Raw genomic sequence first — 20,024 nt, forward strand, 5'->3', positions numbered from 1 at the left:
GCCATCTCGGCGCAGGGCAGTTCGACGTTTTGCCGCAAGCAGATTCGGAGCGGGCTAGACCTGCTCGGGCTTGCGCGGAAACTCCGCCCGTTCCGGCAGCCCACTGATCAAGTCCTGCAACGCCGTTCGCAACCGGGCCGGCGTACCCGAGCTGAGCGAGGTCCACTTGACCTCGTCATCGGACTTGCTCGCGGTCGCGATGAACCGTCCACCGCGCGTGTTGAACACGGCGATGTGGTTGTCGGTGACGTCGCGGGTGCCGTCGCCGTACACCACGCCGACGATCTCGGCGTGCGAGTGGATCTGCACCATCGCCGAGGCCAGGGCTTGCGCGTCGGCGGCGGGCGTGCCGACCTTGGCGAGCCGGTTGGCGGTCGCGGCCGCGTCACCGGTGTCGTCGAAGATCGGGACCAGCTGTTCGGTCGGGGCCCGCATGCCGGTCAGGTCGAGCGGATCGGCCGGGCCGAGGGCCGCGATCACCGGGCCGGGCAGGTCGTCCTGGGCCTCGTCGATCACGTAGGACTGCGGCCCGCGCAGGGCGACGGTGACAATATCGTCGCCCTTCGCGAGGCACATGCGACTTGCTTGACCCTCGACGAACAGCCGCAGCGCGACCACCCAGTGCGGTCGGTACAGCGCAAGCAGCCGGTCTTCGAGTTCCTGGTGGACCACGTCGCCGATCAGCAGTTCCCGATCGGCGAGTGACTGGGCGGCCGCGGCCATCGCAGCATCGTGGTCGGTGACGTTGTCGTATTGCCCGCGCGCGTCCAGCACAACGGGCACCTCGTCGATCTCCAGCTTCTCCAGGAGAAACTGCATCTCGTCGAGCGACAACACCACCGAGGCGAGCATCGACGGGCCGCGGCCCGCGCCGAGCACCGTCACTTAGCGGCCGTCTCGGCGCCGATCACTCCGTCGGCGGCGTAACGGCCGTCGTTGAAGTGCTCCGCACGCAGGTAGTCCTGGCTCTTGTGCTCGGACTCGTCGTCCTCGTCCCGAACCTGGTTGCCGAGCAGCGGGCTGCCGGGCGTGTTGTTGCGCTGCACCGGCGCCGCGGTGGGCTGGCTGACCGAAACGTTCTCGGCCACCGGAGCCGAGGTGGGTGCGCCACCGATCGTGCTCGAGCCCCAGCCTTCGGGCAGCTTGAGCGAACCGTTGCCGACCGAGACCGAAGCGCCCGAGCCGAACGACGCGGACCGCGTGCCCGCGGACACCGCGGCCGAGGCCAGGCCCGCGCCACCGACCATGGCCGCCGGCGCCGCGCTGGTGACGCTGGGCACCGAGGCCGCGGAGGTGACGGCCGCGATCGCGTGCGAGCCGATGGTGCCGACGCCGGACACACCGGTGGTCGCCACCGAGCCCGCGACGTTCGCCGCCTGTGTCGCCGCACCGATCACGGCGGGGTTGTTCACGAACGCGGCCGCCGTGGAGATGGCGGTCTGCACCGGATCGGCGTCGGTGGCCTGGAACGCTTGGTCGGCCTGTCCGGCCTGGTCCGCGGAACCGGCGCCGTGCGCGATGGCCGGCGGGTTGACGAACTCACCCGGCGTCAGCACCATCGCGGTGGTCGCCGCCTCGTAGGTTTCCATGGTCAGCGCGGCCCGCAGGTCGAGCGCGGCCTTGGCCGCCTCGGCCGCTTCGGAGGTGCCGTTCAGCACGCCGCCGGTCGAGTGGGCGGCGACGCGCGCCGCGTCGACGGCCGCGATCTCCGGGATGCTGGGCATGGCGATCGAGGCCACGGTGTAGGCGATCGCGTTGCCCGCGGCCTTCGAGCCCATGGTGGCCGCCATGACGCCCTGCTGCTCGGCCCAGCCGATGAAGCCGGTCAGCTTGGACAGCGCCGAGATGCCGTTGATGCCCTGCATGCCGACGCCGAGCTCGGCCATCACCCGGGCGACGGTCGCGGTGGCGTCGACCCAGGCGGCGGTCAGTCCGCCCCACGCGGTCGCCGCGGCCGAGATCGGCACGGCGTGTGCGCCCGCGTTGAGCGCGATCGAGTTTCCTTCTGCCATACGGGGCAGCCAGAACACCCCGGTGATTCCTGCGGTCATGCTTTCTCCCCTTGCTTGCTCGTGCTTGTGCTGTGCCCGCAGGCGTTAAGCGATGGTTCCGCTGATGACGTTGACGACGCCCGCCCGGGCGACGTCCTCGCCGATGTGCGTGACGAGCTGGCTGCGCAGCGTCGCGGCGGCGTGGTGCAGTTCCAGGATCCCCTGCGCGACTGCCTGGTCATGCGTCATCGCGCCCCGGTTGAGGTGGTTCGCGGCATGCAGGGACACCTCGTCGACCCCGGAGGGGACGACGTGCGTCGCGGGCGCAGTCAACGCGGCGGCGGCAGCCAGCCGCTCGGCGAGTAGATCCAGCTCGGCGGCAGCAGCGAGGACGACTTCGGGTTGTACTAGTACGTGGCCAACCATGACTCGACTCCTTCTAGTGGCGGCGATGGGGCGGAACCACGAGAATTCCCCCTTCGAGTGATAGGACGCGACAGCAAAGCGATCGGTTCCATCGAATCCCCTAAAGTTTCTTCCTGTCTCACCCCAACTGCAACCGCACTCATACAGCTGGGGTAAAGACTAGCCCCATCCCAGCTGATGCAGGCGCTCTTCGTCAATGCCGAAATAGTGTGCGATCTCATGGATCACGGTGATTGCCACCTCTTCCACCACTTCCGCCTCGTCCGCGCAGATGGCCAGGATGGATTCGCGATAGATCGTCACCGTGTCCGGCAATGCGCCGCCGTAGTGGCTGTCCCGCTCGGTCAGCGCGATGCCTTCATACAGCCCGAGTAAATGTGAATCCTTCGGATTGCGAGGTTCGATCAGCACGACCACGTTATCGATGGCCCGGGCCAACTCCGGTGGAATACGGTCGAGCGCGTCGCCGACCAGTTCCTCGAACCGGTCCTCGGACATGGAGACCGACATCGTCGCGAACTACCTCGGCTGCGGCGGCAGCGGCGCGGCGCCGGGCAGCGGCGTCGGGGTGGAGCGCCCGGTGTTCGGCGGCGGCTGCGGGGCTTGGCCGTTGATCAGGATGTCGCCCTTCGCCGAACCGGTGATCGGCGCGAACCCCTCCCGGTCCGCCCCCTTGCCCACCATGCAGTCCAGCTTGCGGCTGCCCGCCAGCCAGCTGCGCGCGTCCAGGTAGTCGAAGAACAAGGTCAGCGTCTTGTTCTTGATCACGTCGGGCCCGCCGAGATAGTCCGACGAGGTCCGCGTGCATTCGTCCTCGACGAACTTGTCCTGCTCCTCCTTGGCCGGCGGGCCGCCCTGGAAGCGCTGACCGAGGTCGATGGTGGAGACGACCTCCACCGAGTGCACCTGTCCGCAATCCACCGGATCGGTGGGCAGGTTCTGATTGATGCCGAGGCAAACGCCCGGCCCGTACACCTTGGACTGATCGTGTTCGGCGGCGCTGCCCACCGAGGCCGGCGTGCCCGCGCTGGCCGCGTACTGCAACCCGCAGCGCAGCGTGCGGTCACCGTGCTGCCAGCCGTCCGGGCTCGGATACATCAGCCCGACGATGTAGCGCCCGCGCGGATCGAACTTCCCGCCCAGGTACTGCTGCACCGCGGGAACGCAGTGCTCTTCCTTCAGCTCGGTCAGCCGCAGCGAGTCCGGGAACCGCGACCCCGGCCCGAATTCCTTGCCCGGGTACTTGCTCATGTCGACGTCCGCCGCGACCTCGAACATGTGCTTGCTGTCGCAGCGCACCTTGGCCAGGTCGGAGTGGTCCGGCTTGGCCCAGCTCAGGCAGTCGCCCTTGACCGCGGTGCCGAATTCCTTGTCCACGATCGGCTCACCGGGCGAGCCCGGCGTGTGCGCCGCGACCTTGTTGTTGTCGAACCCGGTCACGAACAACGTCACCAGGGCGGCGATCACGGCGCCCGCCGCCACCAGCAGCAACCCCCAGCGCAGGGTCGGCGCGGGCAGCGGGACATCGCCGCTGAACCAGCCGCGAACCGTGTCGAGTGGCCGCCGCACCGCGCCGGTGCGCGTCGGCAGGCCGCGCTTGGTCAGCCGGCTCGAGGGCTCTGGCTCGGGTGCATGATCGGAGGAGGACATCGCGATCCATCATGGCAGTCTCCGCGCCGCGGTGCCACGACCTGGTCTGATCAGCTCTTTTCGCCGGGCTAACCGCGGAACGCGGACACGAAGATGCCGGGTATCCGGGCCGGGTTGCCGCTGGCATAGAACTCGGTCAGCTTGCGTCCGGTCACCGCCGCCGCGGCATTGTCGACGAACCACGGGGGTTTCGGCGACAACGCCAGCTCGCCGCGCAGCACCGAACGGGGCGCGGGGCGGAACGGACCGTGCACCACTGTGCGTTCCACGTCGTCGAGCAGAAAAGCGTTGTGCACCACGCCGATTCCGCTCTGCACATCGTCGAGCGTGTGCCCGGGGAAAGCGCCCCAGGACGCGCGCGGGGCGAGAAAAGCGAGCCCGGTCCACGCATTCACCGCGATCGCGCCATAACGCAGCCGCTCGATAGCGCGATCGAACCCGATGCCGAGCCGGCGAATGGTCGCCGGATGGGCGAGCACGTTGGCGCCGAGCGTCCCGGTCAGTTCATTGTTCGCGAAATCCACCGCCTGTTGCAGGAATTCACCACCCGCATAAGGCAGTTCGACCACGCCGAGCACCGGCGAGAAATACTCGGTGCGCAACAGCGGCGTATCGGTGAGCGGCAACTGCTCCACCAGAACCCGCCCCGTGCCGACCTGATCGGCGTCCGGATAGGCGGCCACCGCGTCGGCGACCCGCGCGTCGCTACCCGGGTAATAGGCGGGTCGCTGCGGCGCCTGCGCGAGCGCGGTGCGCAGCTCGGCCAGGAACTTGTCCTTGAGCTCCCAGTCCTTGCTGATCACGATCGCCTGCGCGGCGACACAGTTGTAGCCGCCGTTGTGCAGCCGCTGGGTGGCCACGTGCTCGGCCTGATACCGCAGATCGGCGTCGGACCAGTCGCCCGGCACCACGATGGTCGGCGACACGCCGCCGAGCTCGCTGGTGATCGGCTTGTCCAGCAGCGGCCGCCGGTCCTGCTTGCGTTCCAGCCCCTCCGGGCCCGGCCCCCACACGATCGCGTCGTGCGTCTGCGCGCTGCCGGTCATGTGCACATGCGCGACGTCCGGATGATGCACCAGATAGCTGCCGGTGTCCGCGCCGCCGGTCACGATCCGCAGCACCCCCAGCTCGCACAGCGGCGCGAACACCATCTCGAACACCGTGAACAGCGGATCGGTGATCGGGTTCAGCTTCAGCAGCACCACCCGGTTGTGCGCGTACAGCTCGTACAACGCGTCCAGCGGCGGAATGGAGGTGATGTTGCCCGCGCCGAGCACCACCCCGATGCCGCCGGTCGCGGTCGGATCGAGCTGCGCGAGCCCGGCCCGCCGGCGCGCGGTCGCGGCGTCGACGCCGGGCCGCAGCCACACCTCGCCGTGAAAACCGTTGAGCAGCAGCCGGTCATAGGTGCTCAGCGGCAGGATCGGCACCGCGACCCGATTGCCGGGCGCCGTCTTGATCGACACTCCGTCGAGCGGACTGCGCCCGTTCTCCAGCGCGGCCAGCGTCGCCGACAGCGCGGCGGTGGCCTGCAGCATGGTCAGCGGCCCGGACATCCATTCCTCGCCGACCAGCGGCGAGTCCGCGTCCAGCTGCTTGATCGTCCGGGCGGCCCGCACCCAGTCGTCGGCGAAGCGGCCGGTCCGGGCGTGCAGGTCGTCGAGGAGCTCCCGGCGGCGGCGCAGCGGGGTCTGCGCCCACACCTTCTCGCCCGCGGTCAGCTCGGCCAGTGCGTCATCGATCGCTGATTCGTCGAAAGTTGTGCCCACAAGCCAACTATGCGCGTGCCGTCGGCCGAGTGCGCTGCATCCAGGGATATCGGGGTGAAACGGTGATAGCCGGACCATTAGGCTGAGGCCCCATGATCGACCTCCGATTCCTGCGGGACAACCCCGACGCGGTCCGTGCCTCGCAGCGCGCCCGTGGCGAAGACCCCGCCCTCGTCGATGCCCTGCTCGAGGCGGACGCGGCCCGCCGCGCGGCCGTCGCCACCGCCGACAACCTGCGCGCCGAGCACAAGGCGATGGGCAAGCTGGTCGGCAAGGCGAGCAAGGACGAGCGATCCGCGCTGCTCGCGCAGGCGCAGGAGATGTCGGTCAAGGTCAAGGAGGCCGAGGTCGCGCAGCATGCCGCCGACGCCGATATGGATGCCGCGCACCGGGCCATCTCGAACGTGGTGCAGGACGGCGCGCCGGCCGGCGGCGAGGCCGACTATGTCGTGCTCGAAACCGTCGGCACGCCACCGGAATTCGACTTCGAACCGAAGGACCACCTGGAACTCGGGGAGTCGCTCGGCCTGATCGACATGGAACGCGGCGCGAAGGTCTCCGGCGCCCGCTTCTACTTCATGACCGGCTACGGCGCCCTGCTGCAACTCGGGTTGTTGCAGCTCGCGGCGCAGAAGGCGGTGGCCAACGGCTTCACCATGATGATCCCGCCGGTGCTGGTGCGCCCGGAGATCATGGCGGGCACCGGCTTCCTCGGCCAGCACGCCTCGGAGGTCTACCGGCTCGCCGAGGAGGACCTCTACCTGGTCGGCACCTCGGAGGTGCCGCTGGCCGGCTACCACTCCGACGAGATCCTCGACCTGAGCAACGGCCCGAAGCGTTACGCCGGCTGGTCGTCGTGCTTCCGCCGCGAGGCCGGTAGCTACGGCAAGGACACCAGGGGCATCATCCGGGTGCACCAGTTCGACAAGGTGGAGATGTTCGTCTTCACCACGCCCGAACAGGCCGACGCCGAACACCAGCGCCTGCTCGGCTGGGAGCGGGACATGCTCGCGGCTGTCGAGGTCCCTTACCGGGTCATCGACGTTGCCGCAGGCGATCTCGGCAGCTCGGCCGCGCGCAAATTCGACTGCGAGGCCTGGGTGCCTACCCAGCAGACCTACCGGGAACTCACCTCGACCTCGAACTGCACCACCTTCCAGGCCCGCCGCCTTTCCGTGCGCTACCGCGACGAGAACGGAAAGCCGCAGATCGCAGCGACTTTGAACGGCACGCTCGCGACCACCCGCTGGATCGTGGCCATCCTGGAGAACAATCAGCAGGCCGACGGTTCGGTGCGGGTGCCCGCGGCGCTGGTTCCGTTCGTCGGCACCGAGGTGCTGACGCCGCCGAAGTAGGCGAACTTTCGCGCGTACGTGATCCGGCGAACCGCGGACATCCGTCCGTCCGAACTGCCCGCGGTTCGCCGCTAGCCCTGCCGTGCCCGGTCGGCGAATGTCGAATGTGGGCCGCCGTGGCCAAGTCGTGTTGGCTACCCGAATGTTTCGCGAAGATGAATAGCTGCCGGTTCGCCATGCCGGATTCACGGGATGTGGCAACCGCCGGGATTCGTTGTGTCTAGGCTATTGTCCGTGCGAGGAATCGGGGCGCGCGGCGATACCCGAACCCGGGTGCGGGCGGCATCGGCGCTGGCGACAGCTATGGTCATGGCTCGGACCACCGGGGCGTTCTACGTCATGGGTGGTGTGCTGGGTCTGCTGATTACTGCGATCGCCCCGGGCGACGAGGGTAGTCGGCCGCTGGTTGGTGCGGCTGCGGCGATTGCGCTGACGCTCGGACTCACCCTGCTGGCCTGGGGTCCGCGGCTGCCGCACTCGGTGCATCACGTCTACGTCGCCATCGCGACGGTGCTGGTCACGGTCGCGGTCTACGCCTTCCCGAACACCGTCGGCGCGATCAGCCTGGCCGCCTTCTATGTCTTCGTCGCCTGTGACGCCGCGCTGTTCTTCGCGTGGTCGCAGGCCGCCGCGCACATCGCCTTCGCCATGGTGCTGTGCCTATGGGTATTGCCCGCGCGGCCGGTGGTTCCCGGGTTGCCGTGGTGGTCCGGACTGATCCCGGCCGGGGTGACCTTCGGCGTCGGCGTGGTCGTCGGCATCCTGACCCGGATGGCGTCGGAAGCCGACATCGACGTGCTGACCGGGCTGTTGAACCGGCGCGGCTTCGACCGCGCGCTCAACTCCGCGATCGAGCAGGCCACCCGCACCGGCCAGGGCCTCGCGCTGGTGCTGGTCGACCTCGACCGCTTCCAGAAGATCAACGACCACCTCGGCCACCGGGCCGGCGACGCCGTGCTGCAACGCGTGGCCGACACCTGGTCGAAACTGCTTGCGCCGGACCAGCGTCTGGCCCGCTACGGCGGCGACGCGTTCGCGATGCTGTTGCCGAACACCACAGAGCAGGCCGCCATCCTGCTCACCGAGCAGTTGCGCGCCGCGGTGACCACCGGTTGCTCCGCGGGCGTGACCTCATGGCAGCCAGGCGAATCCGGTTCGCTGCTGGTGAGCCGCGCGGACGTCGGCCTGTACCGGGCCAAGCAGGCGGGGCGCAACCGGACGGTGCTCGAGTCCTCGCGGCAGTTGCCGCTTGCGGTGGAGTTGCGCGAGGCCATCGACCGCGGCCTGCTCGATGTGCACTATCAGCCGATCGTCAGCCTCAGCGAGGGCGGCGGCAAGGCGGTCGGGGTCGAGGCGCTGCTGCGCTGGTCGTCGAGCGCGCAGCCGGACGTCACCACCGAGGGATTGATCCGGGTCGCCGAGGAATACGACCTCATCTCCGACCTGGACGAGCTGGTGTTGCGCCGGGCCTGCGCCGACGCGGCCCGCTTGCAAGACACCTTCGCTCAGCTCGATCTGACCCTCAACGTCAATGTCAGCGGCCTGGAACTGGCCGAGGCGGGCTATGCCGACCGAGTCGCGGGCATCCTCGCCAACACCGGCTGGCCCGCCGAGCAACTGGTGCTCGAGGTGACCGAGAGCGAGCTGGCCGCCGAATCACACACGGCCATCGCGAATCTGCACACCCTGCGCGACCGCGGCGTGCGGATCGCCATCGACGACTTCGGCACCGGGTACTCCTCGCTCAGCCGGTTGGCCACGCTGCCGAGCGACATCCTCAAGGTCGACCAGTCCTTCGTCGCCGCGATCCGCTCCGACTCCCCGGCGCCGCCGCTGCTCGGCGTGATCGCCGCGTTGAGCAGCGCGCTCGATCTCCAGGTGATCGCCGAGGGCGTGGAGACCGAATACCAGGCCGCGGTGCTCACCGAACTCGGCTTCGCGCTCGCCCAGGGCTATCACTACAGCGACTCGCACCCGGTCGCGGACCTGATCAGCGACCTCAACGAGAACCACGGCCGGGTCGGTCCGGGGATGGCGGGCCGGGAGCTGGACGACGGCGACTCGATGCACGCCGCCAACGGCTGGCTGCCGCTCGGATAACTGCTTGACGTGGCCCGTTCGGGCTCGCATGCTGATCAACATGCGTTTGCTCGTCTACGTCTGTTGATCTGTCAGCGGGATGCTCGCCCGGCTGACGGGTAGCACCACCCACAGTCTCCATTCACGCTCGTCCCCGCGCAGGGTTGCGCCACTGCGCTCGCTGACGATCCGCGCCGTGCTGTTCAAGGGCATCGGCGACCTGATCCCGCTGTACGCGCTGTACTCCCTGCTGTTCGCCGACCACGGGCTGAGCACCGGGCAGATTTCCTCGTTGTTCGCGATCTGGTCGACCACGGCGTTCCTGCTAGAGGTGCCGTCCGGCGCGTGGGCGGACACGGTGTCGCGACGCGCGCTCCTGGTCCTCAGCGGTGTCCTGCTGACGGCCGGATTCGCGCTGTGGACCCTGGTCCCGACCTATCCGGGCTTCGCCCTCGGATTCGTACTGTGGGGTGCCGCAGGCGCTTTGGTGTCCGGCACGTTCGAAGCGCTGCTGTACGACGACCTGGCCGCGCGCGGCGAGCAGTCCGCGTACGCGCGCATCCTCGGCTATACCCGTGCGGCCTCCGAGACCGCGATCGTCGTCGGCATCGTCGCCGCCACCCCGCTGTACCTCTGGGGTGGTTACGCGCTGATCGGTTGGTCCAGCGTCGGATTCGCCGCGCTGCACACGGCGATCGCGCTGTCGTTCCCCAGCGCGCCGAAGGCGGTGTCCGCCGCCGACATCGATGAGCTGGAAGACGCCGAAAGCCTTGCGGACGAGGCCGATCCGGTTGTCCCGCTGGATCGCGACCAGCCGGAGGGACCGTTCGCCCGCTACCTCACCATGCTGAAGACCGGTGTCGGAGAATCGTTCCGAGTGCGCGCGGTACGCAACGGCGTCCTGCTCGGCGCATTGCTGTTCGGCATCACGGCGTTCGACGAATACTTCGCCCTGCTCGCCGAATCGGTCGGTGTCTCGACGGCGATCGTGCCGCTGCTCGTCGGCCTGACCGTCCTCGGTTCGCTCGGCGGTTCGCTGCTCGCCGGCCGCACCGAGGCCATGTCCGGCCGCACCATGGCGATCGCCGTCGGCCTCGGCGGCGTCCTGTTCCTCGGTGGCGCGCTGCTCGCCGGACTCGCCGAACACCGACCATATGCGGTGTATGTCCTTACCGGTCTGGGTTTCACCGCGATCGGCCTCTCTTACGGCATCGTCTATAACGCCGGTGTCGTCGCCGGAGCCCGCCTGCAAGACGCGATCGAGGGCCCGGCCCGAGCCACCGTCACCTCGGTATCCGGCCTGCTCGGCGAGGTCGTCGCCCTGGCCGTCTTCGCCTTCGCCGCCCTCGCCACCGCCTGGTGGTCCATGTCCACCATGCTCGCCCTGCTGGGCGCCACCATCCTCCCCATCGCCCTGCTGACCCCGTCCTGGCTGCCTCGACGGCACTCGGACTAGTCGAGCGGTGCGCCGATGAGATGGCTTGCGGTGAGCAGGAATTGGTCGGTGGAGCGATCGATCAGCGTCGCGCGGGTGACCGGAAGCGTGCCGGCCAGCCAGCTGTTGGTGGTCTCCCAGAGCCCGCCGAGCAGATGGGTGGCGGCGAATTCGGCTTGGTCACCGGCCTTTTCGACCACCTCGGCCCCGACCTCGCCCGCGCACACGGCCAGCATGATGCCCGCGAACGAGCGCATCACCTCGGCCCGGCGCATCAGCAGCGCCGGATTCAACTGCGCCTCGACGGTGGCGATGCGCGCCTTGCGCGGATCGTCGGCGATCAGATCGATGGCCGCGGCGATGGCGGCCCTGGTCTTGGCCCGGATATCGGTCGGCGTGGTGACGAACGCGGTGACCACCGCCTGCCCGATCTCGTCGACGATCCGGTCGAACAACTCGCTGAACACCGCGTCGAGATCGCCGAAGCTCTCGTAGTAATACCGCTCCGACAGCCGCGCCTGGGTGCACAACCCGGACACGGTCAGCTTGGCGAAACCCGAGGTCCCGATGATTTCCTGGGCCGCGTCGAGCAGCGCGGCATGTCGCCGCGCTTTGCGCTGTTCGATCGGCACGCCGCCGTAGGACCGCGAGGTGGTAGCCATCGGAGTCATTCTGGCATACATCCTTGCCAGATATCCGATTGTGTGGGACGGTCTTGTCAGAATGCTCGACCGCGAACCTCGATCCGACGGGTGAAGTGCAATGGCGCATGACAACCAGAAACTGCCCACTCCGCAGCTGTTCACGGAGTTCCCGTTCAAGTACGCCGTGCCCGTGCTGGCACCCGGCGACCTGAGCTGCACCGCCGCCCAGCGCGACTCGTTCCGCCGGTTCACCTCCGTCGGCGACCCGCTCGCCGATGCCATGGTCGCGATGTTCAAGCGGCTGCCGGTCGGCGAGGGCCGCCGGATGTTCGAGCTCGCCGTCGAAAGCGGCCTGGACTCGGTGCCGGACGCGCCGCCAGAGCTGACCGCGTTCTTCGCGCAGGTCGAAGCCGATCCGTACTGGCTGGACCGGGAGAAGATCGACCGCGGCGCCCGCGTCGTCGGCCGCACCAGCGTGTGGGGCGGCATCGCGATGGGCATGTTCGCCCTGATGGGCGGCTACCTGGCCTCGCGCGCGGACAAGACCCTGGTCGGCACCGGCGACCTCGACGCGATGGCGCCGCGCCGGCTCGCCGAGACCACCCAGTGGTGGCTGGACGTGACGACTCCCGGTGCCCTGCAACGCAATGCGGTCGGTTACAAGAGCGTGCTGCGGGTGCGATTGATGCACGCGCTGGTGCGCGCGGGCATGAACCGCCGCCCCGACTGGGACTACGAAGCGTGGGACCACCCGGTCAACCAGGTGCTCACGGTCGGCACCCTCGGCCTGTTCTCCATGGCGAATCTGGTTGGCGCCCAAGCCCTCGGCCTGCAATTCTCGGCCAAGGAGAAGGACGCCGTGTTCCAGCTCTGGCGCTACGTCGGCTTCCTGCTCGGCGTCGACGCGGAAATCCTGCCCACCTGCGAAAACGACACCTGGCGCGCGTTCTGGATCCTCGCCGACACCGAATTCATCCCCGACGCCGACTCCCAGCGCCTGGCCCAGGCCCTGATCCCCGCCGCGGGCGGCCTGTTCGTCGGCAACGACACCGTGGCCCAGCGCGCCGTGCGCCGAATAGTCACCAGCTACATGGTCGCCTACAGCCGGATCATCCTCGGCTCCAGCAACGCCGACTTCCTCGGCCTGCCCGACAGCCGCTTCTACCAAAGCGCCGTCATGGCCACCGCGGTAGTCAACGGCGCTCTCGAGGTCCCCCGCCGAATCCTCCCCGGCGCCACCCGCTTCCACGAAAACCTGGGTGCCCGCATCCGCACCCGCCTGGTCCGCGGCTCCATCGCCCGCAACGGCGGTGACCGCACCTACGCCCGCCACGACACTTATGCGGCGCGCCCCCTCCGTGCCGGCTGACCCGCAGGACGCGCCTGGCACCGGATGACTGTCCGCTCTTCGTGCGAACCTACTGGCAGCGCGCCCGCAATCGGATGGTTGCCCACTGCTTTCCTGCGGGCTGACCCGCAGGAGTACTCGAGCGATGCCGTCGCCGTGTCTCGTTGATCCGCGCGTTCGGTGGTCAGCCGGAGGTCGATGCCAAGGTGCGTGACGGGGGCGGGCGAAGCGGCTGACCTGCCGACGCGCGCTGCATGATCAACGGGACGCGGTGGGGCGTACTCGGTGTCGTCGTTATGTCCGTTGAGTGCGGGGCGGTTGTCGGCGGAACGTGGTCACGAGGGTGCGCGGCGGTAGCGTGCGGAGGGTGACCGCACGGGTGAGGTTGGGGCTGGGGTTCGGGTTCTGCATCGGGGCGGGGGTCGCGGTGCAGGGGCGGATCAATGGTGCGCTCGGTGGGCGGCTGCATGACGGAATTGCCGCGGCGACCATCAGTTTCGGGTCCGGGTTGCTGATTCTGGTGATCGCGTTCGTGTTCAGCGGTCGGCTGCGTGCGGGGGCCGCGCAGGTTCGGAAGGCGCTGACGGCGGGTACTTTGCGCCCTTGGCATCTGCTCGGTGGGCTTTGTGGAGCGTTCTTCGTCGCCTGTCAGGGGCTGACGGTTGCGGCAATCGGGGTCACCGCCTTCACCGTCGCCGTTGTCGCGGGACAACTCCTGAGCAGCCTGGTCGTCGACCGCCTCGGCGTTTCCCCGAGCGGGCGCACTCCGATCACCGCACTCCGCTTCGGTGGTGCCGCCCTCGCCGTACTTGCCGTATTGATCGCCGGCGCGGGCCGTTCAGGCGCACCGGCCGGAGCACTCGCCGTCCCTGACTCACTGCGCGGCGCACCGACCGCGCTGCTGATCATCCTGCCTGCACTCGCCGGTATCGGCCTGGCCTGGCAACAAGCCGTCAACGGCCGCGTCGGTGCGGTCGGCGGCCCGCTGTCCGCCACTCTGGTCAACTTCTGCATCGGCCTCGTCGCCCTGGTCGTGATCGAGGCCGTGGTCCTGGCCGGCTCCGGCCTCCCCGCCGAATTCCCCACCGAGCCTTGGCTCTACCTCGGCGGCCTGATCGGCATCGCCTTCATCGCCCTGGCCGCCATCACCGTCCGCTGGACCGGCGTCCTACTTCTCGCCCTCACCTCCGTGGCGGGCCAACTCCTGATGTCGATCGCCCTGGACATCGCCACCCCCACCAGCGCAGGCCTCTCCGCCACCGCACTAGTCGGCAGCGCCCTGACCTTGATCGCCGTCGGCATAGCCACCCGCTCGCACGGCTGACGTCGCGCAGATCGCGACCTATCGCAGAGGCTCACCGACTGGCCACACTGCTTCGATTCCCAGACTGACCACGGCGGGCATCTCCGCCCCGTAGACGCAGGCAGCGTGCGACTTTGTCCGCTGTCGGCTGCGGCTTTGGCACAGCCTGCGCGGCGGGCCGGTGGATCCGTGTACCACTGATCGTTGGGGCTGGAAGTAGTTCCGCCGATTCGTCTTTCGGGGGTTTGCCGGTGTGGGAACCTGCGCTCATGCCTATCGAATACGGGGTGTGGATTTCGCGGCTGGTGGTTGGTGTGCTGTTCGGGTTGTCGGCGGTGGGGAAGCTGGCTGATCCGGTCGGGACGCGGAAAGCGGTGGGGGAGTTCGGAGTTCCGCTGCGGTGGGTGCCCGCGGTGGGGTGGGGGCTGCCGGCTTCGGAGGGATTGGTCGCGGTCGCCGTGCTGGTGCCGTGGACGGTTTTGCCGGGGGCGGTGCTAGCTCTGTTGTTGCTGGTCGTCTTCACGCTGGCGGTGGCGCGGCTGTTGAAACGTGGGGAGCGCCCGGCCTGTTCGTGTTTCGGCGCGGTGAGTGCGGAGCCGATCGGGGCGCGGACGCTGGTACGCAACGGGGTCTTGCTGGTGCTCGCCCTGCTGGTCGCGTGGGGCGCGGTCGCTCACCCCCGGGTGCCGGGCGCACTGCCCACCGATGACGCGGTCTGGCTCGCGGTGGCCGCGCTACTGGTCGCGGCGCTGGCCTGGCTGTGGGGCGAGGTGCGCGCCCTGCGCAAACGGGTCGACGAGCAAGCGTTGTCGACGCTCGGTGCGGAGGGCCTGCCGGTCGGCGCGGTCGCACCGGAATTCGAGCTGCTCGATGTCGCCGGTGGCAGAACGAGTTTGGCGTCGCTACTGGAGCGAGAACGTCATGTCCTGCTGGTCTTCGTCCATCCCGGCTGCGAATTGTGTGCGGCTCTCGCCCGGGAACTGCCGCGCTGGCAGGAACGCACCGCGCACGCCCTGACCATCGTCGTCGTCGGTAACGGCGACGCCGCCGAACACGCCGAATGGGGTCGCGAGCAGGGCCTGGCCGACATCCCGGTGCTGGTGCAACAGGGCAACGAGGCGGCCCTGCGCTACCGTGTCCGCGGCACCCCGTCGGCGGTGCTCATCGACGCCGACGGCCGGGTCGCCGCGCCGGTCGCCCGGGGTGCGATCGCCGCGCGCGAACTGATCGTGCGGGCGAAAACGGTTGTCCGGCGCTGAGCCCGCACTGAATCAGGATTCTGGTACGCAACGCCGAGTCCGTTACATCAAAATCGGCCGTTTCCCGGCCGCATACAGAACGGTTCTTTAATTATGTTGCCGCACAATCGATTTCGCCGGAAATAAGCCGACGCCGCTGGCTACCATCGAATGGCAAGGCTCCATCGGTCGACCCTTCGAGGTGAAATATCATGGCAGACTTCGCATTCACGGATTACTCCGGCAAGGAATTCGTGGTCAGATTGACCAACGAAGCGCGTATCGCAGAGGCACGCCGGATTCTCAGCGGCGAGGAAACGATGTCGATCCATGTCATGGGTCGCATCCGCAAGCAGTCGGTCGATTACAACCCGGGCTGGAGTTTCCACCTGGACTCGGACACGGTCACCTTCTTCACCATGGCCATCGAGGTCTGCGACGCCAGCATCAGCTACGTCGACGATCATCTCGACGAGGCCTGTGGAGCCTTCCTGCCAGGCTGTTTCTGGTGCCCATGGTCCTCACGGCTCACCAGGGAGGTCAAATCCTGATCACTTGAAATAGCGAATTCCGGGTCGGTGCCGAAAGGGACCGACCCGGTCCGATGCGCTCAGAGTTTCCGCGACCGCAATTCATGACCCTTGGACGTTTTGCATCGACCCGATTCCAGATCCCATTGCCAGCCGTGCAGGTTGCAGGTCAGCGTATTGCCCTCGATCACACCGAATTTCGACAGATCCGCCTTGAGGTGCGGGCACCGGCGCTGAACTTCCCACCCGGCCAGTTCGGTCGAGGCGGAATCGTCGTGCGCCTCGGAGAACCAGCCGTCGGCGTAGGCGATCCGCTCGTCGGTGAGGCATTTGAAGAAGGTGTAGAGGAATTCGTTGTAGCCGCCGATCCGCCACGCCTGGAAGCGGGTGGACAGGAAAATGGTGTTCACCCAGTCGGGTTCGTTGTCCCGCAGCACCGTGCGCACCAGTTCGGGAGCGATGCGGAAACCGTAGCGGTACTTGCCTTCTCCCTCGATGGCCCCGCGCACCACCCGCTTGGGGAAGTCCAGCACCACGGTCTCCTCGCCGATCACCAGGCCGACGGGGTAGCCGATGCCGTCGCAGATCAGGTCGCTCTGCGCCATGATCGGCTCGAACAGCGCCTTCAGCGGTTCCAGCAACGGCTCGTCACCCGTTGCCCAGGAAGCCTTTTCGGCCGCGAGCACCGGCGCGAGCCGCTGCGCCATCAGCTCGATGTATTCGGCCTTGTTGTCGTAGATCAGGCCGGGCTCGAACGGGTGGGTCAGCTCCAGCTCGGCGCCGCGCACGTCGGCGACGGAACCGGGGATCATCAGGATCCCGCCCGCGTTGCCGTGGATCTTCATCTGATCCAGGAACACCATCTGATCCGGGAAGATGTTGCCCTCGTCGCCGCGATCGTCGTTCAGGTAGCGCAGCTCGTCGTCCAGGAACACCGGCGGCCCGGCCGACGGCACCACCCAGGTGGCCCCGACCTGCTCGATGTAGCTGCGGCAGCGGTCCATGCCGCGCTGGCGCTTCTGCTTGCCGAAGTTCGACTTGGTCCGGCTCGGGATGTCGTAGACCATCGGGTACCAGATCGCGCCCGAGTACTGCAGCAGGTGGATGTCGATGTGGCCGAACGAGTCGTGCAGCACGTCCATATCGACCGGACGGGCGTCGTTCATGTTGAAGCACGTGGTCTCGCCGTCGGAGACGACCAGCCCGGAGTCGCCGATCGGCCCGTCGGCCGGCGCGCGCAACGCGATGATCATGATGTCCAGCTCGGCGCCGTTACCGCTGATCGTGTGCTTGACCGAGTCCTCGGTCTCGAAGAACTTGTGGAAGCCGAGCTGCTCGAGCTCGCGCTTCAGATCCGGCACCGGGTAGTCCGGCAGCAGCACGGTCGCGTCCTTGTTGACGTGCTTGGCCAGGTTCTCCGCGTCGAAGTGGTCGCGGTGCAGATGCGAGACGTAGAGGAAATCGCAATTGCCCAGCTCGTCCCAGTCCAGCTGGGTGTTGTCGGGAAACGGGAACCACGACGCGAAGTACGCGGGGTTGACCCAGGGGTCGCAAAGGATCGACCCCGCCGCGGTGCGGATGTGGAATCCGGCGTGTCCGACGCTGGTGATCTGCACGAGCTGCTCCTCCTACCGTTACCAGCCACCCAGGGTAATGGCTCGGGTCGAACTGCCGCCGCTCGCGGTGCGTCGGTTACGGCGAAACGTCACCGATGCAGTAGCCCTGCGCGCCGGCGGTCAGGGTGAAGGTGCGGGACTTGGTGACCCCGGCGGAGTTGGTCACCGGAACTTCGACGGCCAGATAGTCCCCGGGTAGTCGCTCGGAGCTGATCTCCTGGTCGGCGAACTTGGTGACGCCGGTCAGCTTCCCCGGGTTGTCGGCCAGCGGCGCGGCGATCGCCTTGCCGGTGCCGGTAGGATCCCAGGTCGCCGGTGCGGCCTTGCAGACCAGCGGATAGGCGCCCTCCTTGTCGGCGGCGTCGAGCGGTGTGCCGACGAATCGGGCCAGGTAGCGCCGCACCGTGTGCCGGGCGTCGGCCTCGTTGTAGTCGATGTCCGCGCCCGCCGTGGCGACCCGCGGGCAGGCGTAACCGGTGTCCAGCGCGGCCCGGTCGACGGCGACGGTGGTGCTGCGGGTCTTCCAGGTGATCGCGTCCTTGGTCGCGGTGCCCGGCTGGGCGAGGGCGGCCAGGATGGGCTGGTCGTCGGCGTACATCTCGGCCACGTTGCGCGGCGCGATGGTCCAGCATTTGGCCTGCAGCTGCGCGACGGTCTCGGTCTTCAGGTCCGCGGCCCAACGCTGCACGGCGGCAGGCACTTCGGCGACCGTACCGGTGGTCGGCGCGGCGGCAACCGTGGCCGAGGTCGGCGGAACCAGCTGGGTGGACGGGACCGCGGCGGGCGGCGTCGTGCTCGTGGTCGCGACCACGGCCGGCTCGTCGTTCGGGATGCCGACCACGGAATCGCAGCCGGCCAGCGCGAACGCCCCGGTGATCGCCAAGCCGCCGAGCATCACTCGTCGAAGGTGGGACGCGGACCGGTCGCGTCCAGATGAATTCGGACGGGCGCATTCCACTTCGACGATCCTCTTCTCTACAGCGTGTGACGGGCCGTCCCGGACCCGGTGTGACCCATAAAGCAGCGGCCCACTGCCGGATGGGACAGTCAGCGACTACGCTAGCGGAATTGTGGAACCCGTCTACCGGACGATCATCGGCCTTGCCCGTACCGTCTTCTTCGTCGAAGGCCTGAAGTTCACCGTCAAGGGCGCTGAACATATCCCCGCGCGGGGTGGTGCCGTGCTCGCGGTCAACCACACCGGGTACATGGACTTCACCTATGCGGGGCTGCCGGTGCGCACGCCCAAGCGCTACATCCGGTTCATGGCCAAGAAAGAGGTCTTCGACGACAAGATCTCCGGCCCGATCATGCGCGCGCTCAAGCACATTCCGGTCGACCGGGGCGCCGGCGCGGACTCCTACAAGGCCGCCGTCGAGTACCTGCAACGCGGCGAACTCGTCGGCGTGTACCCCGAGGCGACGATCAGCCGCAGTTTCGAGATCAAGGACTTCAAGTCCGGCGCCGCGCGGATGGCCATCGAGTCCGGCGTGCCGATCATCCCGATCGTCATCTGGGGCGCGCAGCGGGTGTGGACCAAGGGCTTCCCGAAGCGCCTGGGCCGCACCAACACTCCGATCTCCATCGCCGTCGGCGCGCCGATCGACCCGTTCGAGCCCGCGTCCGAGCTGACCGCAAAACTCCGCACCACCATGCAGGAAATGCTGCTCGACCTGCAAAAGGACTACCCCCACGAGGCGGGCGCGTACTGGGTACCGGCTCGCCTCGGCGGCAGCGCTCCTACCCTGGAGGAGGCCGACGCGCTCGACGCCGCCGAGGCCGCGGAAAAGGCCGCGCGGAAGAAGACGGCCTCGTAGCAGCGGAGATTCGGATGGCTCGGGAACCGGTTTACGACGTCCTCACCGGCTTGGTGCGCACCATCTTCACGGTGCAGGGGCTGCGGATCGACATCGCCGATCAGCACCGGATCCCGCGTTCGGGCGGCGCGGTGCTGGCCGTGAATCACACCGCGTACCTGGACTTCATGGAGGTCGGACTGGTCGGGCGCAAGTCCGGCCGCAACGTCCGCTACATGATGAAGGCCGAGCTCGAGCACGGCATCGTCGGCTTCCTGATGAAGCACTGCAAGGCCATCGGCGTCGACCGGACCGCGGGCGCCGAGTCCTACAGCCGGGCGGTCGACGCGCTGCGCGACGGCGAACTAGTGGTGGTCTATCCCGAGGCGACCATCAGCCGCAGCTTCGAACTCAAGGACTTCAAGTCCGGCGCCGCCCGCATGGCCATCGAAGCCGGCGTCCCGATCATTCCCCTGGCCATCTGGGGCGCACACCGCGTCTGGACCAAAGACATCCCGAAACAGCTGGGCAGGCACAACTTCCCGATCAACATCCGCATCGGCGAACCCATCCCACCCGCCGAACCCCCGGAAGCACTCACCGCCACCCTCCGCGCGTCCATGAGCGCCCTGCTCACCCAGGCCCAACACGATTACCCCATGGAACCCGGCGCCCGCTGGGTCCCCGCCCGCCTGGGCGGCACCGCCCCCACCCCTACCGAAGCCGCCGTCCTGGAACAGGAAGAACTGGCCCGCCGCCGAGCCAAGTCCCAACCCCCGAAGCCCGGATCGTCGAGCGGGACATAGCTGCGCGAAACATCGAGTGGACGCTCGATGGTGCCTGC

18 protein-coding genes are annotated in these 20,024 nt (G+C 68.2%); 9 read left to right on the top strand and 9 right to left on the bottom strand.

Going from position 1 to position 20,024, the window contains the following annotated elements:
* Positions 1-54: 54 nt before the first annotated feature.
* The 6 genes from AB0M22_RS15105 to AB0M22_RS15130 form a co-directional block, all read right to left on the bottom strand.
* The gene (locus tag AB0M22_RS15105) at positions 55-885 is read right to left on the bottom strand and encodes an ESX secretion-associated protein EspG (protein WP_364725911.1); all 831 of its coding nucleotides are present in this window, start codon (positions 883-885) and stop codon (positions 55-57) included.
* Positions 882-2,051: a PPE domain-containing protein gene (locus AB0M22_RS15110; protein WP_364725914.1), complete on the bottom strand. Its 1,170-nt coding sequence runs from the start codon at positions 2,049-2,051 to the stop codon at positions 882-884. Before AB0M22_RS15110 ends, AB0M22_RS15105 begins: the two co-directional genes overlap by 4 nt.
* A 45-nt stretch (positions 2,052-2,096) precedes the next feature.
* Positions 2,097-2,417, bottom strand: coding sequence for a PE domain-containing protein (locus tag AB0M22_RS15115; RefSeq protein WP_364725917.1), 321 nt, complete (start codon positions 2,415-2,417; stop codon positions 2,097-2,099).
* Between the two features lie 159 nt (positions 2,418-2,576).
* The gene (locus AB0M22_RS15120; RefSeq protein WP_364725920.1) at positions 2,577-2,927 is read right to left on the bottom strand and encodes a metallopeptidase family protein; all 351 of its coding nucleotides are present in this window, start codon (positions 2,925-2,927) and stop codon (positions 2,577-2,579) included.
* Positions 2,928-2,936: 9 nt separating this feature from the next.
* Complete coding sequence (locus AB0M22_RS15125; protein ID WP_364725923.1) at positions 2,937-4,067, bottom strand: septum formation family protein; 1,131 nt, start codon at positions 4,065-4,067, stop codon at positions 2,937-2,939.
* Between the two features lie 68 nt (positions 4,068-4,135).
* Positions 4,136-5,836, bottom strand: coding sequence for an aldehyde dehydrogenase family protein (locus tag AB0M22_RS15130; RefSeq protein ID WP_364725926.1), 1,701 nt, complete (start codon positions 5,834-5,836; stop codon positions 4,136-4,138).
* Positions 5,837-5,928: 92 nt separating this feature from the next.
* Here AB0M22_RS15130 and serS point away from each other — a divergent pair, with 92 nt between their 5' ends.
* The 3 genes from serS to AB0M22_RS15145 all read left to right on the top strand — a co-directional run bounded on the left by serS (position 5,929) and on the right by AB0M22_RS15145 (position 10,726).
* Positions 5,929-7,191 carry a serine--tRNA ligase gene (gene serS, locus AB0M22_RS15135; protein WP_364725928.1) on the top strand — a complete coding sequence of 421 codons (1,263 nt, stop codon included), beginning with the start codon at positions 5,929-5,931 and terminating at the stop codon, positions 7,189-7,191.
* 234 nt (positions 7,192-7,425) lie between these two features.
* Positions 7,426-9,291 carry a bifunctional diguanylate cyclase/phosphodiesterase gene (locus tag AB0M22_RS15140; protein WP_364725930.1) on the top strand — a complete coding sequence of 622 codons (1,866 nt, stop codon included), beginning with the start codon at positions 7,426-7,428 and terminating at the stop codon, positions 9,289-9,291.
* A gap of 175 nt (positions 9,292-9,466) precedes the next feature.
* Positions 9,467-10,726, top strand: coding sequence for an MFS transporter (locus AB0M22_RS15145; protein WP_364725933.1), 1,260 nt, complete (start codon positions 9,467-9,469; stop codon positions 10,724-10,726).
* On the opposite strand, the gene AB0M22_RS15150 is transcribed toward AB0M22_RS15145, so the two are convergent.
* Entirely contained in the window at positions 10,723-11,367 is a 645-nt protein-coding gene (locus AB0M22_RS15150; protein ID WP_364725936.1) for a TetR/AcrR family transcriptional regulator, read from the bottom strand. The genes AB0M22_RS15145 and AB0M22_RS15150 overlap by 4 nt on opposite strands.
* A 100-nt stretch (positions 11,368-11,467) precedes the next feature.
* Between AB0M22_RS15150 and AB0M22_RS15155 the strand changes: the two genes are divergently transcribed.
* The 4 genes from AB0M22_RS15155 (at position 11,468) to AB0M22_RS15170 (ending at position 15,789) form a co-directional block, all read left to right on the top strand.
* A complete protein-coding gene (locus AB0M22_RS15155; protein WP_364725939.1) occupies positions 11,468-12,718 on the top strand; it encodes an oxygenase MpaB family protein in 1,251 nt (416 codons plus the stop codon).
* A 346-nt stretch (positions 12,719-13,064) separates the two neighbouring features.
* Positions 13,065-14,021, top strand: a complete 957-nt coding sequence (locus tag AB0M22_RS15160) for a DMT family transporter (protein ID WP_364725941.1) — start codon at positions 13,065-13,067, stop codon at positions 14,019-14,021.
* A 248-nt stretch (positions 14,022-14,269) separates the two neighbouring features.
* On the top strand, positions 14,270-15,259 hold the full coding sequence (locus AB0M22_RS15165; RefSeq protein ID WP_364725944.1) for a MauE/DoxX family redox-associated membrane protein: 990 nt from the start codon (positions 14,270-14,272) through the stop codon (positions 15,257-15,259).
* A 191-nt stretch (positions 15,260-15,450) separates the two neighbouring features.
* Positions 15,451-15,789: a calmodulin gene (locus tag AB0M22_RS15170; RefSeq protein ID WP_364725947.1), complete on the top strand. Its 339-nt coding sequence runs from the start codon at positions 15,451-15,453 to the stop codon at positions 15,787-15,789.
* Between the two features lie 59 nt (positions 15,790-15,848).
* On the opposite strand, the gene AB0M22_RS15175 is transcribed toward AB0M22_RS15170, so the two are convergent.
* Both AB0M22_RS15175 and AB0M22_RS15180 read right to left on the bottom strand, forming a co-directional pair.
* Complete coding sequence (locus AB0M22_RS15175; RefSeq protein ID WP_364725949.1) at positions 15,849-17,384, bottom strand: Rieske 2Fe-2S domain-containing protein; 1,536 nt, start codon at positions 17,382-17,384, stop codon at positions 15,849-15,851.
* Between the two features lie 76 nt (positions 17,385-17,460).
* Positions 17,461-18,267: a hypothetical protein gene (locus tag AB0M22_RS15180; protein ID WP_364725952.1), complete on the bottom strand. Its 807-nt coding sequence runs from the start codon at positions 18,265-18,267 to the stop codon at positions 17,461-17,463.
* Between the two features lie 187 nt (positions 18,268-18,454).
* On the opposite strand from AB0M22_RS15180, the gene AB0M22_RS15185 reads away from it, so the two are divergent.
* Positions 18,455-19,201: a lysophospholipid acyltransferase family protein gene (locus AB0M22_RS15185; RefSeq protein WP_364725955.1), complete on the top strand. Its 747-nt coding sequence runs from the start codon at positions 18,455-18,457 to the stop codon at positions 19,199-19,201.
* 14 nt (positions 19,202-19,215) lie between these two features.
* Positions 19,216-19,986, top strand: coding sequence for a lysophospholipid acyltransferase family protein (locus AB0M22_RS15190; protein ID WP_364725958.1), 771 nt, complete (start codon positions 19,216-19,218; stop codon positions 19,984-19,986).
* Positions 19,987-20,024: the final 38 nt, after the last annotated feature.

Source organism: Nocardia sp. NPDC051756, from assembly GCF_040681495.1.
Lineage (GTDB): Bacteria > Actinomycetota > Actinomycetes > Mycobacteriales > Mycobacteriaceae > Nocardia.

Bases quoted from the DNA above. Each gene is read 5' to 3' on its own strand.
- AB0M22_RS15120 (WP_364725920.1), bottom strand. From the start codon at position 2,927: ATGTCGGTCTCCATGTCCGAGGACCGGTTCGAGGAACTGGTCGGCGAC.
- AB0M22_RS15125 (WP_364725923.1), bottom strand. From the start codon at position 4,067: ATGTCCTCCTCCGATCATGCACCCGAGCCAGAGCCCTCGAGCCGGCTG.
- serS (WP_364725928.1), top strand. From the start codon at position 5,929: ATGATCGACCTCCGATTCCTGCGGGACAACCCCGACGCGGTCCGTGCC.
- AB0M22_RS15155 (WP_364725939.1), top strand. From the start codon at position 11,468: ATGGCGCATGACAACCAGAAACTGCCCACTCCGCAGCTGTTCACGGAG.
- AB0M22_RS15170 (WP_364725947.1), top strand. From the start codon at position 15,451: ATGGCAGACTTCGCATTCACGGATTACTCCGGCAAGGAATTCGTGGTC.
- AB0M22_RS15110 (WP_364725914.1), bottom strand. From the start codon at position 2,051: ATGACCGCAGGAATCACCGGGGTGTTCTGGCTGCCCCGTATGGCAGAA.
- AB0M22_RS15190 (WP_364725958.1), top strand. From the start codon at position 19,216: ATGGCTCGGGAACCGGTTTACGACGTCCTCACCGGCTTGGTGCGCACC.
- AB0M22_RS15165 (WP_364725944.1), top strand. From the start codon at position 14,270: ATGCCTATCGAATACGGGGTGTGGATTTCGCGGCTGGTGGTTGGTGTG.
- AB0M22_RS15115 (WP_364725917.1), bottom strand. From the start codon at position 2,417: ATGGTTGGCCACGTACTAGTACAACCCGAAGTCGTCCTCGCTGCTGCC.
- AB0M22_RS15150 (WP_364725936.1), bottom strand. From the start codon at position 11,367: ATGGCTACCACCTCGCGGTCCTACGGCGGCGTGCCGATCGAACAGCGC.